We start from the raw sequence: 14,192 nt of genomic DNA on the forward strand, positions 1-14,192 counted from the left end.
CGCGAAACGCTGGCGCTCGGTTATGCGGGCGTGTATTCGAGCTTCCTGCGTCACTCGGAAGTGGCCGCGAAGAAGTATGACCTGAAGACGGTGGACATTCTCGTCGAACTGGGCAAGCGCCGGATGGTGGGCGGCCAGGAAGACATGATCGTCGATGTGGCGCTCGATCTGAAAAAGCGCGCGCAAGTCTGAAATCGCTGAAGTCGTTCAGGGGTTGATCGCGCGGCGCCGCAAGGCGTCGCGCGACAGGATGCGCGTAGGTGCGCATCTGCATAACGATAAGAAATACAGGAGTCGATTCAAATGGCAGTGCTCGTCATTGTCGCGGTTCTGGCCTTTCTCGTTTTCATGGCCTACCGCGGGCATAGCGTCATCATCTTCGCGCCAATCGCGGCGCTCATCGCTGTTCTGCTGACCCAGCCTCAAGCCGTCGGCCCCGCTTTCTCAGGCATCTTTCTCGCCAAGGCGGTCACCTTCATCAAGCTGTTCTTCCCTGTCTTCCTGCTCGGCGCGCTGTTCGGCAAAGTCATCGAGCTTTCGGGCAACGCACGCGCCATCAGCGCTTCGATCGTCAACCTCGTGGGCGGGCAGCGCGCGATGCTCGTGATCGTTCTGGTTTGCGCCATTCTCACCTACGGCGGCGTGTCGCTGAACGTCGTGGTGTTCGCGGTGTATCCCTTCGCCGCCGAACTGTTCCGCCAGGGCGATATTCCGAAGCGCCTGATTCCCGGCACGATCGCGCTGGGCGCCTTCACGTTCACGATGGATTCCCTGCCCGGCAGCCCGCAGGTGCAGAACATCATTCCCATTTCGTTCTTTCACACCAACACGTGGGCCGCGCCGCGCCTGGGCACGATCGGCGGCGCGCTGATCTTCATCACCGGCATGCTCTATCTGGAGTATCGCCGGCGCGCCGCGCTCCGGACCGAAGAAGGCTACGGCGCCGGCCACCTCAACGAGCCCGCGCCGATCCGGCCCGGCGAGGACCTGCCCAATGTCTGGGTGGCGCTCCTGCCGCTCGTCCTCGTGTGCGCGCTCAACTACGCGTTTTCGAAGTGGATTCCGCTCGCGTACACGGACGGACATTTCTCGCTCGATCTCGCGGGCCTGCCGCAAGCGCTGCCCATCGACGTGCGCGCCGAAGCGCCGCTATGGGCCGTCGAAGGCGCGCTCGTCGTCGGCATTCTCACCGTGCTCGCCACGAGCTGGCGCAAGGTCGTGCCGCAGTTCGCCGAGCGCTCGAAGCAGGCCGTCAACGGCGCATTGCTCGCCGCGATGAACAGTGCTTCGGAGTTCGGCTTCGGCGCGATCATGGCCGCGTTGCCCGGCTTCGTGGTCGCCGCGAAAACGCTCCAGGCGATTCCCAATCCGTTGTTCAATCTGGGCATTTCGGTGACGGTGCTCGCCGCGCTCACGGGTTCGGCCATCGCGGGGCTGAGCGTCGCGCTCGGCGCCATGGCCGATACGTTCGTGCACTCGGCCCAGGCCTCGGGTATTCCGCTGGAAGTGTTCCACCGCATCGCTTCGATGGCGAGCGGCGGCATGGACACGCTACCGCACAACGGCGCGGTCATCACGCTGCTGACCGTGTGCGGGCTCTCGCATCGCCAGTCGTACCGCGACATCTTCGCGATCACGCTGATCAAGACGATGGTGGCCTGCACGGCGATCGTGCTGTTCTATGTCACGGGTATTGTGTGAGCGCGGTCGCGCGCTTCAGCTTGAACTGAGTATGAAGCGCGCGTGAATTTCAGCGGGAACGCCAGCCGAGCTGCACACTGATCGCCTCGGCTTGCGCCTTCACCACGGGCACGAGCGCTTCCATGCGCTCGGGCTCCATGTACTGCACGACGCTCGTGACGCTGATGGCCGCGACGATGCGCCCTGTCGCGTCGCGCACCGGCGCGGCGACGCAGCGAATGGCTGGTTCGGCCTCGCCCAGGTCGAACGCGCAGCCGCGCGCCGCGCTCGAGCGCATCAGGTCGAGCCACGCCGCTTCCGCTGGCACGTTGTGGCCGGCCTGCGCTTCGCGCGCGTGAATGCGGCGCCATTCGTCTTCGTCGCAATCGAGAATGAGCGCCTTGCCCACGCCCGTTGTCGTGATCGGATTGCGCCCGCCGATATAGGAGCTCACTTCGATCGGACGTTGGCCCGGCAATTTGTCGAGATAGATCACCTCGTCGTTGACGAGCGTCGCGAGATGCACGGTGTTGAGCGTTTGCGTGGCGAGCTGCTCCAGATACGGCCGAGCGGCCACGAGGATGCTGGAGCCGCGATAGGCCTGAAAGCCCAGCTCGATCAGCTTGCTGCCGAGGCCGTAGCCGCGGCGCGGCTCGTGTTGCAGGTAGCGCGCCTCGACGAGCGCCGAAGCGAGCCGATGCGCCGTGCTCTGCGAAAGGCCCGTGTACTTCGCGATCTCGGGCAGCGAGACCGCGCCCGCCGCGACGCTCTCGACGATTTCGAGCCCGCGCGTGAGCGTCTGGCTGGCGTTGGGACGGCGGGCGGTGTCGTTCGATGGGTCGAGGCGGGGCGGCATGAATGAATTCGTCGAAAAGTCGTGAAATGCGACGGAGTACTATTTTAACGGCTGGATGACAAAGTCGAACAGCGCGCGAAGGCGTGGCTTTGCATCCTGAGTCCAGGGAGAAAATGTTGAGCGCATTGGAACACGGATTGAACACCATCACGCCGGTCGATCTGCCGGGAACGCTGAGCGACGCCGCCGACCTCGACAAATATTGCGCCGACTGGAGCGGCCTGCACGGCGGCCGCCCTGCCCTCGTCTACCGGCCGCGCAGCAGCGAGGACGTGGCGCGCATCGTGCGCCACCATCAGGGCGAGCAGCAGCGCATCACGATTCAGGGCGGGCTCACGGGCCTCGCCGGCGGCGCCGTGCCCGACGAAGGCGACATCGTCATTTCGATGGAACGCATGGACCGCATCGAGGCGTTCGACGAAATCGGCGGCACGGTCACGGTTCAGGCCGGTGTCGTGCTCGCGCGGCTTGCGGAAACGGTCGAAGCGCAGGACTGGTATTTCCCGCTCGATATCGGCGCGCGCGGCAGTTGCCAGGTCGGCGGCAACATCGCGACGAACGCGGGCGGCAACCGCGTGCTGCGCTACGGCCCCATGCGCGATCTCGTGCTCGGCCTCGAAGTCGTGCTCGCCGACGGCCGTATCGTCCCGATGATGAACAGCGTGCTGAAGAACAATACCGGGCCGGATCTGAAACATCTGTTCATCGGCACCGAGGGCACCTTCGGCATCGTCACGCGTGCCGTGCTGCGCCTCTTTCCGAAGCCCGCCGCGCGGCGCAGCGCGCTGTGCGCCGTGCCGTCGTTCGCAAAGGTCGCGGCGCTGCTGAAGGCGGCGCGAGGGCGTTTACCGGGGCTCTCGTCGTTCGAGGTGATGTGGGAGGACTTTCTGCTCGCTTCCTCACGCGCGCTCGGGCGCGCGATGCCGTTCGCGCAGGCGCACCCGATTTATGTGCTGATCGAGGCCGAAGGCGGCGCGACACCTCAAATGCAGGATATCTTCGAGGGCTTTCTCGGCGAGATGATCGAAGAAGGCATGGCCTCCGATGTCATCGTCGCGCAAAACCATGAGCAGTCCCATGCATTGTGGGCGCTGCGCGACGCCATAGGCGAGTTGCTCAAATCGCTTTCACCGTTCGTGTCGTTCGATGTGGGCATTCCGCTGCGTGCGACCGGCGAGTATATCGAGCGCGCCCGCGCCCAGTTGCAGGCGGCCTTCCCTTCGACTTCGCACCTCTTTTTCGGGCATCTCGGCGACGGCAACCTCCATATCGTGAGCGGTCCGCATGCGAGCGAAGCCGACCAGTTGAAGGTGGACGAGATCGTCTACCGGCTCGTGGAGGAAGTCGGCGGCAGCATTTCCGCCGAGCACGGCATCGGCCGTATCAAGAAGCCGTTTCTGCACATGAGCCGCAGCGAGATCGAACGACAGTTGATGGCGCAGCTAAAGGCGACGCTCGATCCGGCGCAACATCTCAATGCGGGGCGTATCCTCTAGCCAGGTCCGCACTGCAAGCCATGCCTTCACTTGAGCGCGTCCACCGCCTCCAGTTCGCCCGCGACGGGCACATTGCCCGAAGGACTCATCATGCGCGGCTGCAACATCAGCGCGACGAGCGCGGTCCACCCGGTCTGGTGCGACGCGCCGACGCCGCGCCCGTTATCGCCGTGGAAGTATTCGTGAAACAGCACGAGTTCGCGGCAACGCGGATCGGCCTGTAGCTGCGGATAAGCGCCCATCACCGGGCGTTCGTTGTTGCGGTCGAGCAGAAAGAGCGTCGTGACGCGGCGTGCCAGTTCGTCGGCGATCTGCGCGAGCGACAGCTTGTTGCCCGAGCCACTCGGGTATTCGACGAGAAACCCGTCGCCGTAGTAGCGGTGGAATTCGTACAGCGACTCGATCAGCAGATAGTTGACCGGCATCCACACCGGGCCGCGCCAGTTCGAATTGCCGCCGAACACACGCGAGCCCGATTCGGCGGGCAGGTATTTAACGGAAAAATTGCAGCCGTTATAGCGGTAGACGAAAGGCTCGTCGAGGTGGGTGCGCGATAACGCGCGCACGCCGTGCTCGGAGAGAAACTCGCTTTCATCGAGCACGCGGCGCAGCAGCGCTTTCATGCGATGCCCGCGCAATAGCGAGAGCAGCAGCGAATTGCCCTTGCCCGGTTCGTTCCAGCGCGACACCAGCCGCGCGAGATCGGGCCGGTGTTCGAGGAACCAGACGAGCCTGTCGCGCAGCCCCGGCAGGCCGCCGTGCACCCGCTCCTCGAGCACGCGCACCGCGAACAACGGAATCAGCCCGACGATCGAGCGCATTCTGAGCGGCGTACTGGTGCCGTCCGGCAGCTTGAGCTTGTCGTAGAAAAATTCGTCGACGCTATCCCACAGGCCCGTGTCGCAGCCGTCGTCGCAACTCACCGCGCCCGCGATGTACAGGAAGTGCTCGAAGAACTTCACGCCGATATCGACGAACACATGGTTCGCAAACGCGAGTTCGAGCGCCATGCGCATCAGGTCGAGCGCGTAGGCGGCCATCCATGCGGTGCCATCGGCCTGGTCGATGTGACCGCCCGTTGGCAGCGGCGACGAACGGTCGAAGATCCCGACGTTGTCGAGTCCGAGAAAGCCGCCCTGAAAGATGTTGTGGCCCTCCGCGTCCTTGCGGTTCACCCACCACGAAAAATTCAGGAGCAGCTTATGGAAGATCAGTTCGAGAAAATCGCGGTCGGCCTGGCCCGTGATCGAGCGATCGATCTCATAGACGCGCCATGCCGCCCACGCATGCACGGGCGGATTCGCGTCGCCGAACGCCCATTCGTATGCGGGCAGTTGGCCGTTGGGATGCTGATAGCGATCTTTCACGAGCAGCAGCATCTGCTTCTTTGCGAACATCGGATCGACCAGCGCGAACGCGACCGCCTGAAACGCGAGATCCCATGATGCGTACCACGGGTACTCCCACTTGTCCGGCATCGAGAGAATGTCCGCGTTGCACAGATGCCGCCAGTCGGCGTTGCGTCCGCGTTGGCGGCTCGCGGGCGGCTGCGGTTGCAGCGGGTCGCCTTCGATCCAGCGGTTCACGTCGTACTGGTAGTACTGCTTCGACCACAACAATCCCGCGAGCGCCTGACGTTGCACGAGCCGCGCGTCGGCGCTTTCGATGTCGTGCTGCAACGCGTCGTAGAACGCGTCCGCTTCGGCGATGCGTTGCGCGAAGAGTCTGTCGATGTCGAGCGGCGTGTCTTCGCTCGGCGCGGAGATCGGGCGCCAGCGGAATGTGATGACGGCGCGGCCGTGTGCCGCGAGTTCGAGATGCACGCGCGCGGCAGCCTTCGTGCCGACGTCGCGCCGGATCGCATCGCCCTGGCCGTGCACGACATAGTCGTTGATGCCGTCCTTGAACGGGCCCGCGCCGTCCATGCCGAACAGGCGCTGAACGTTGGTGTCGTTCTCGCAAAAGAGCCACTCGACATGCGCGCCCTCCTTCGACGCGGCCGTCACGACGAGCGGCTCGTGCGAATTCTCGCGATTGCAGTGCGCGACGACATGCTCGCCCTGGGGCGAGGAAACGAGCGTGAGCGACGGCTTGCCGGAGACGGCCTTCCACGACCACGTATTGCGCGCCCAGATCTGCGGCAGCACGTCGAGCGAGGCGTGCTGCCCCGCGCGGTTCTCGACCGTCACGCGCATCACGATGTCTTCCGGCGTGTGCTTCGCGTATTCGACCTGCACGTCGAAATAGCGCTCGTCGTCGAAAACGCCGGTGTCGAGAATTTCATACTCGGGCAGATCGGTGCCGCGCCGCCCGTTTTCGTCGATCAGGTCCTGGTAGGGAAACGCGGCCTGCGGGTACTTGTAGAGCATGCGCATATACGAATGCGTCGGCGTGCTGTCCAGGTAGAAGTACAGCTCCTTCACGTCCTCGCCGTGATTGCCCTGCTGGTTCGTGAGGCCGAACAGGCGCTCCTTCAGGATAGGGTCTTGCCCGTTCCACAGCGCGACGGAGAAACACCAGCTCAGCCGCTCGTCGGCGAAACCGGCCAGGCCGTCCTCGCCCCAGCGGTAGGCGCGCATGCGGGCGTGGTCGTGCGGAAAATAGTCCCACGCGGTGCCGTGCTCGCTGTAGTCCTCGCGCACCGTGCCCCACTGGCGCTCGCTCAGGTACGGCCCCCAGCGCTGCCAGCGGGCATAGTCGCTCGAATAAAGGCGTTGGCCTTCAACGGTGTGGATGAGGCCGGCGGCGCGCAGCAGCATGGGCATCTCCTTCTCGTGGGACGGCGCGTGGGCGCGCCGAGAGTCACATGCTAGCGCGCTTTGGCCGACGCGAGGCGCGGCCGCGCGGGCTAGCCAGGCGGGTCAGATTCGCCGAGCCGTTTGAGCGTGCGCAGCAATTCGCCGAGCGACCACGCCTGAAATGGTGCGCCGCCCGGCGTGTGCGGCGCGTCGCCGTCGGCGACTTCGGAAACGTGATCGAGCCCGGCGCGCTCGAGATGCGCGAGCAGCGGCGCGACGAAACGCTCGTGCGCAAGCGCGCGTTGCGCCGCGGTATCGCCATTCACTCGGAGCCAGGCATCCACGAAGGGCCCGAGCAACCAGGGCCAGACGGTGCCCTGATGATACGCGCCGTCGCGCTCCAGCACGCCGCCACGGTAATGCCCGCGATAAGCGGGGTCCGACGGCGCGAGCGTACGCAGCCCCATGGGCGTGAGCAGATGCATTTGAACCTGTGCGACGACCGCGCGCGCCGCGTCGCCTTCGAGCAGCGCGAACGGCAATCCGCCTGCCGCGAAGATCTGATTCGGACGGATCGCGCGATCGACCTTGCCCGCCACGTGATCGACATCGATCACGTCGAATAGCGCGCCCGTCGACGGATCGACGAAGCGCGCGGCAAACGCGGCGCTGGCGCGCGCTTCGAGGTCGCGCCAGCGCGAGTCCCAGGCGAGCGCAATGCGCAGCGCGTTGATCCATAGCGCCTGGATCTCGACCGGCTTGCCGATGCGCGGCGTGACGACCCAGTCGCCCGCCTTCGCATCCATCCAGGTGAGTTGCACGCCCGGCACGCCCGCCCGCAATAACCCGTCGTCCGGATCGGCGGCGATCCGGTAACGCGTGCCGCGCGCGTAGCCGTCAAGAATGGCGTCGACCGCACCTTGCAGCACGTGCCGCACTTCGTCCGGCACGTTCGCCGCCGCGAAATAGTCGTGCACGGCCACGACAAACCATAGCGAGGCATCGACGGAGTTGTATTCGGGCGCGTCGCCGGCATCGGGAAAGCGATTGGGCAACATGCCCCCGGAAACACTGGCCGCCCATTCGAGCAGGATCGCCCCCGCTTCTTCGTAGCGCCCGCTGGCGAGCAGCAGGCCGCGCATGGCAATGAAGGTGTCGCGGCCCCAGTCGGCAAACCAGAGGTAGCCCGCGATGATCGTACGGCCGTCGCCGCGTGCGACGACGTATGCGTCCGCGGAGCGTTGCAGACGCGAGCCGCGCGAGGCCCTGCGCAGCGCCTCGAAGCCGGCGAGCCGTGCCGCGCGGTTCGCCGCGCTTTCGCCGGCGTCGTGCGTTGTGTCGGGCGTGCCCGATCGCGGCTGAGCACGCAACAGGAGGACGGCGTCGCCGTTGCCGGGATCGAACGAGAACACGCCAGGCGTCGCGAGATCCTCGATGTAGTCGAGACCGCGCTCCCGCTCGCGCGAATAGCAAAAGTGACGATACCAGTCCGGCGCATGCGTATAGCGGCCGTTCGAGAGGGCGACGATCGCGGGAAGGTTGGCGTATGGCTGCCAGCGAACGCGCTCGCCGTCGATCCGGGCATCGAACGCGAACGCCGGGTTTTCGCGGTGCAGCGCATGGTAGTCGCGGCCCGATATCAGCAAGCGGACTTTCAACGTGGGCATATCGGCGCGCGCCGTGGGCGGTGTTTCCATGCGCCAGCGCAATACGGTCTCGCGGCTCGCCTTCGCAACGAACACTTCGGCCGTGAGCACGGCGCCATTGTCCAGCCGGTAATGCCAGGTCGGCCATGGCGATGGGGTGAAACTCGCGATGCGCTCCGAGGTATCGGGATAGAGCAGATCGGGCGCGTAGCGCTGCATCGTTAGCGCGGTTTTGCGCTCGCCGTACTCGAGCCAGGCTTCGATGCCGTTGACCAGCACCACGCGGCCCGTGGGCGGCTGCGTCGCTGTGAGGAGCAAGGCGTGATAGCGACGCGTGCGCGCAGTGCCGACCGTGCCGGACGCGAATCCGCCATCGCAGTCGGCTTCGAGCCATTCGTCGTCGAGGCGGCTCGCGTCGATGTGACTGTCAAGGGGCGTCATCGGAGTGCCTTGCCCTTTTGGGATCGTTTGTAAACTAGCACGATCTTTTGAGGTGTCGTGTCGGGGTTGCGGCGGTAAGTCGAAGGGGAATGCGGTGCGTGTGTGGCACTTGATTAGCAATACTTAGTTATTTGCTTTCGACGATATGCCAGTCAATCGAGGGCGGTAAAGCGGTCGCTGCGGGCGCGGAACGCCAAAAGACCTTTCCGCTCGCGTCATGCCGCTGCGCGCTTTCGCAGAAGGATAGATTTTGCCGCCCACACTGCCCAGAAGTGGAGCCTTGGCCGCGCATTACGAAATACGTGTCTTTTGATACGAAAGCGGTCCAACAGCGAAGTGCGACCGTCTCGCCGTCCCCTTCGATCTAGCGCCAATCGCAGATCGGCTGTCAGATCGTGAAACAATCGTTTCAAATATCGTTGAAAGGCCCGTGGCTGCTGGAATTCAACGGTTCTTGAATTCGGCTCCGAAATGTTTCACGAAGCAAAGCAAGGAGAAAGGACACAGGCCATTTCGAACGTGAGCCGTGGAGGCGTCAGGTCGAGGTTGAGGATGCTTCGGGAAGCCGATTTGTGTTTTATTTGCGTGTACATGCATGGCTTGCTTTCCGGTGATCGTGTGGTTAGTCCGTAGCACTAGCTATGCGGTTAGTTGCATATTTAGCAAATGCAATCGCTTCCTGCTAGCTGCCGCGATGATGTGCTCAATGCGCACCTTTAAGCAACGGCACGCCCTGCTCTCACGTTCTCGGCACCTGTAATTCGATCTGTTCAGCGAATGCGGACACGTGAGAGCGAGTATGGATGAACCGGGTTAGAGCGCCCTCCTGTTCCGCTTTCCCTAGACCAGCGATGCGGATCAGCGCTGTATGAGGGCTTGCGGATAGAGGAGTGACGCCGCCGATGCGATCCACGGGTATCGCGCGAAGCCAAGTCAAAAGCGGGCGTCATGCGGTGCGTTGGCCGCATCTGAACTACGTGACGCACATGGCTGCGAGGGCAAGGTCAGGTGGTCGTTTTGCGAGTACATCATGGGACAGTTGTCGCGCGAGGACAGGCAAGAGGTAGGTCCTCGCCAACCCGGTATGTAGGGAGTTCGTGAACGGACTGGCAATAACCCACGACCCGGCGATACCGCGGCATGTTTAGCGGGCTCCGGGAATGGCTGAGGATTTCAGTCGCCTTCAGCCGCAATGGAAGTCGCTTGCCTGGCCGCGCCAGCCGGTAGGGGCGGCACAATCTCTACCGGCCTTACGCGGTCGCTGAAACGGCCACGGTAGCTTGTCCGCGCCCGCAACCAAGCGCGGAGCGTTCACGCGGCCACGATCACCCTATACGGCACACGAGACCAGCGTTTCAGGAGCGGGACGAACGAACCGGGTGCTTGCTTTGCAGCTCTTGTAGCGAGGCATGGGCCACCTCGCTACAAGCGGCCCCAGGCGCGCGCATTGAATCGCGAGACCTGCAAGGATGCACCGTATAGCTAGGGGAAAGGAGGCAACCGCGCGTTTAACATCACCCCTGGATCGACGGCGCATCGCGACCCTCTGGGACACGAGCAGATTGACGTGTAAGCGTTTGAGCAGCCGTACGGGCGTGGATCCCGATTTGCACTGAGTCACTCTCCACGCTGGCATCGCGTTTCTTCCAGCGCGAAGTCGGTGTGGAGCGTTGAATTCGCGGAGGCCGTGAGATGTGGGCCAAGGCCGCGCGGAGTAACAGTGCGCAGCTTGGTAGGTGGCCAACGGGAAAGGACAATCCATACTATGGACTACATGCGCACCTCACCGAACGCGAGTCGGCAAAGTTCGACCTGAAGCCAGCCCGGATTGATCTCCATCAGTTCTATCCATACTATGGACTGTCCAGCGCTACGCTACGCCCACGTGTCACCTGGCGCCGTGCAGGATCCGGCGTTGTCAAATGCGAGCGACCACCGAATCCATACTATGGACTCGCCCCTGGCCACACGCGACATCGCGATTGGATTCAGCTAGCGCATATGGCCTGCCAAAGCACCCGGCGCCCGAGTCCATACTATGGATTCGCCTGCGTCCTACCATCCACCAGAACACAACAGGCGAAATCCCCAAACACTCGCGAGATCAACATGCCCGGAGGCGCAAGCGCTGCCGCAATCCATACTATGGACTCATAGCCTCGCACCACCTCCCAGCACCTCGCCGTATCTTCGAGCAGCGCCCGCCGTGTCTTCGACACGAACCCATCCCGCCCTGCCACGCCCCGCACGAGTCCATACTATGGATCGCGGCCCCCGCCGGACAACGACGAAAAAAAAGCCCGCTCAAGGCGGGCTTCAAACTGGCTAGGTCCAGCTTACTTCGGAAGGTGATTAAACGTCTGGCTGATAAGCGCACGAATCTGCGCCTCCAACGCCTCGGTCATCACACCCGGTTTGAACTTGATCGTAAAGCCGTTTACGTCCTTCGTGATCGACCCCGCGTGTTCCTTGCCGGCAAAAAACTTGTCGATGCTGCGTTCCTTCCCGCCCGTCGGGGCCGTGCCCTGCGTCGCCAGCAGCTTGATTGCGGCTGCGGCCTTACCTTGTTCGAGCTCACCCGAAACAACATCGGGCCACACCTCACGCGCGGCGGCAAGTCCTGCCTCCCCGAACTTGCGGATTGCCGAGACAATCGCCTCGGCCGCGTTCGCCCCCAACAGACGCGGCTGAATCTCCATGTCCTTGAGCACGAAATCGGGCAGCTTGTCGAAACTCAGGAACTGGAAGAGGCCGCTGCGCGAGAGACCCAGCGCCTCGGCCAGGCGCTTGCGATCCGGGAATTCCTTTTCGGTGCGCCGGATCGAAAGGCTGATCTCATAGTCGGACAGGTCGTCGCGGCTGACGTTTTCGACCATCGCGAGAACCGCCATGTCCGAATCCGAGCAATCCGCAACCACGGCCTTGATCGTATTGAGACCCAGAACCTTGTGCGCGCGCCAGCGACGCTCGCCCGCCACGATCTGATAGCCCGACTCGACGCGTCGCACTACGATCGGCTGTACCTGTCCGACTTCACGAATCGACTCGGCCAGCTCGCTCAACTTCGCTTCATTGAAAATGCGGCGCGGCTGCCAGGGGTTGGGCGCGATTTCCGTGACCGCCAACTGCGACGTCACGCCTGCGGCCTCCAGCTCCTGAACGCGAAGCTGCGCGACGGCGAGCGCACCTGCCAGCCCGGGCGCGGTCTGCGTACGCTCCGTGCGCTTGACCTCGTCTTCCTTGATGGCCGATGTCTTCCGAATTCCAGCCGTCTTCGCCAGCAATTGTTCACGCATATTGCTCATTGCGCGGTCCTCCATTTTTCTTCATAAATTTCGTCCAACCAGCGGCAATAATCGATGAGCGGCTGCCGGACACGCTGCAATGACTTGGCCGCGCTATGCGAACTGCTGATGTCGAACACCGTGGAAAAGGCCAGGGCACCTGTGCTCATCACCGAGCTGGCCGGCACCTCGATCGCATGCAGCCAGTTCTCGTAAGCACTCTCCGCCCACGCGCGAACGATCGGAGCCGAGGAGGTGCGTCCATAATCCACCCTCGACAGCAGCAGCGAAATGAAGTCGTACTTCTTGCCCTGTTCGTACTTGATGAAGCTCTTCGACACGTCCGAGAACAACCGCCAGAACGACAACGAGCTGATGAAATCGAGGTTCTCCGGCACCATCGGCATCACCAGGGCATCGGCCGCGAGCAACGCGTTCAGGTTCATATAGGAGAGCGACGGCGACGTGTCCATCAGGATGTAGTCGTACTGCTTGCGCAGCGGTTCGAGCCCCTCGCGCAGCACCGTCCAGAATTTGAAACCCGGCTTGATCTTCTGCATTGCGGGCAAATGAAACTCCGCCCCGATGAGTTCCGTGTGCGCCGGTATGACGTCAAGCCCGTCCCAATAAGTCGACTGAATGCGAGCACCCAGACCACCTTCAATCTGCTGGTCGTAGATATAGGGCAGCACGGTGTCTTCGGGCGTCACGTCCTTCTCGGCATACAAGCCACAGAGTTCGGACAAGGAAGCTTGCGGGTCGAGGTCCACGACTAGCACCTTGCGTCCGCGCAGCGTCAGACCTTGGGCCAGGCACATCGTGGTCGTGGTTTTGGCCGAGCCGCCCTTGAGCTGGGCTGTTATGATGATTTTTCCGTCCGGCTCCCGGGTCCCGGTCACAAGGGGAGTCTGATAGATGTCGGAGACTTTCTGCACCCAGATGCGCGCTTCTTCGAGTGTGAAAGTCCGCGTGCGTCCCGTTCCCGCCGCCTTACCGGGGGGGAGGTCACCGTCCCCCTTGGTGGCCAGGTACTGAACCTGGGAATGGGTGATGTTGCACATCGCGGCAATCTCACCTGTCTTGAACACCGGCGCCATCTTTCGGGGCCGCGGCGCCAGGATCGTTTCGCGCAGCTCGTCCGTAAAAATCGACACCTTCTCAGCGAACGCGCTAATCTGTTCCAGAGGCACAGTCCGATCGACGGCTGGAAGTTGGCTTGTTTTCACCATTCTGAGGTTTTCGAGGAAATTTCGATAAAGTTCATAATACAGAAGCGGACTCGATTTTTCAGCCTAAATCACTGTAAACACAGAAATTTATTCGATTTTTCGGCTCAAAATGCCAGAAATCAAGCTCTCGCAGGCGCAATAGCGCGCCGAATCGAGCACAACGGGGCTCACCTTCCTGTTCCTGACGCCGCAAATCACCCCGCGTAGACGGCAAAAATAGTGCTTTCGAGCCACGATGGCACAAATGACCTCACCATCATCCCAACGAAATCGGGCGTTTGCCGCCGATTGAACCCGCACGAAACGCCAGGACTTCCAGCTTGCACAACGGACCTCACCATGGTTCCCCGGCTGCGGCGCTTCGCAAAAGCACAAATCCGTAGAAATAGCGCGGCTCGCTGCGTCCCGAATGACCGCCACGCTGTATCTCATCCATTACTCAGGCTGTGGTAGCTCCGTTTGTAGGTTGTTTTTGTAAACCTAAAAACAGGACAGACAAACTAACAATCGCCAGTGCTTCCATAAAAAACAAAGACTTAGGGTCGAAAAGGTGAGATTCCTTGTGCTGAAGGTGAGGTCTGTTGTGCACCAAAGGGAGGTTTTATCCCCGCGAAGGTGAGATCCAGGCCGCACGATAGTGAGGTCTGATGTGCGTGGCGGCATGTTATCCACAAGGGTGAGGTTCATTGTGCAAACGGCCGCCTATCGCCCGGAAACCCATACCGCGCGGCCCGCTATGCGCTTTTACCGCGCGTTAGAGGTGAGGTCTGTTGTGCGCGTGGTGAGGTTGTTTGTGCATGATTCGACGCCAACGCAAGACGC

Annotated in this window: 8 protein-coding genes; 3 read left to right on the forward strand and 5 right to left on the reverse strand. The window is 62.6% G+C overall.

Annotation, left to right across the window (positions count from 1 at the left end; all coding sequences use genetic code 11):
• Positions 1–192: 4-hydroxy-2-oxovalerate aldolase family protein (locus C7401_RS33420; protein ID WP_507763442.1), on the forward strand; the 192-nt coding region annotated here is incomplete at its 5' end.
• A gap of 111 nt (positions 193–303) precedes the next feature.
• A complete protein-coding gene (locus tag C7401_RS33425; RefSeq protein ID WP_112176029.1) occupies positions 304–1,701 on the forward strand; it encodes a GntP family permease in 1,398 nt (465 codons plus the stop codon).
• Between the two features lie 49 nt (positions 1,702–1,750).
• Here C7401_RS33425 and C7401_RS33430 read toward each other — a convergent pair whose 3' ends face one another.
• Complete coding sequence (locus tag C7401_RS33430; RefSeq protein ID WP_112176031.1) at positions 1,751–2,536, reverse strand: IclR family transcriptional regulator; 786 nt, start codon at positions 2,534–2,536, stop codon at positions 1,751–1,753.
• Positions 2,537–2,673: 137 nt separating this feature from the next.
• Between C7401_RS33430 and C7401_RS33435 the strand changes: the two genes are divergently transcribed.
• Entirely contained in the window at positions 2,674–4,032 is a 1,359-nt protein-coding gene (locus C7401_RS33435) for an FAD-binding oxidoreductase (RefSeq protein ID WP_258397331.1), read from the forward strand.
• 26 nt (positions 4,033–4,058) lie between these two features.
• Here the strand turns inward: C7401_RS33435 and C7401_RS33440 are convergent, their stop codons facing one another.
• The 4 genes from C7401_RS33440 to C7401_RS33455 form a co-directional block, all read right to left on the reverse strand.
• Entirely contained in the window at positions 4,059–6,791 is a 2,733-nt protein-coding gene (locus tag C7401_RS33440) for an MGH1-like glycoside hydrolase domain-containing protein (RefSeq protein WP_373864475.1), read from the reverse strand.
• Between the two features lie 89 nt (positions 6,792–6,880).
• Entirely contained in the window at positions 6,881–8,857 is a 1,977-nt protein-coding gene (locus C7401_RS33445) for an amylo-alpha-1,6-glucosidase (protein WP_112176036.1), read from the reverse strand.
• A gap of 2,336 nt (positions 8,858–11,193) precedes the next feature.
• A complete protein-coding gene (locus tag C7401_RS33450; protein WP_112176038.1) occupies positions 11,194–12,162 on the reverse strand; it encodes a ParB/RepB/Spo0J family partition protein in 969 nt (322 codons plus the stop codon).
• Complete coding sequence (locus tag C7401_RS33455; protein WP_112176040.1) at positions 12,159–13,370, reverse strand: ParA family protein; 1,212 nt, start codon at positions 13,368–13,370, stop codon at positions 12,159–12,161. The genes C7401_RS33450 and C7401_RS33455 overlap by 4 nt, the downstream gene beginning before the upstream one ends.
• Positions 13,371–14,192 lie beyond the last annotated feature (822 nt).

The sequence above is a fragment of the Paraburkholderia unamae genome, assembly GCF_003268775.1.
Classification (GTDB): domain Bacteria; phylum Pseudomonadota; class Gammaproteobacteria; order Burkholderiales; family Burkholderiaceae; genus Paraburkholderia; species Paraburkholderia unamae.

Coding starts and splice junctions, on each gene's coding strand:
- C7401_RS33455 (WP_112176040.1), bottom strand. CDS start 13,370: ATGGTGAAAACAAGCCAACTTCCAGCCGTCGATCGGACTGTGCCTCTG.
- C7401_RS33445 (WP_112176036.1), bottom strand. CDS start 8,857: ATGACGCCCCTTGACAGTCACATCGACGCGAGCCGCCTCGACGACGAA.
- C7401_RS33425 (WP_112176029.1), top strand. CDS start 304: ATGGCAGTGCTCGTCATTGTCGCGGTTCTGGCCTTTCTCGTTTTCATG.
- C7401_RS33450 (WP_112176038.1), bottom strand. CDS start 12,162: ATGAGCAATATGCGTGAACAATTGCTGGCGAAGACGGCTGGAATTCGG.
- C7401_RS33440 (WP_373864475.1), bottom strand. CDS start 6,791: ATGCTGCTGCGCGCCGCCGGCCTCATCCACACCGTTGAAGGCCAACGC.
- C7401_RS33430 (WP_112176031.1), bottom strand. CDS start 2,536: ATGCCGCCCCGCCTCGACCCATCGAACGACACCGCCCGCCGTCCCAAC.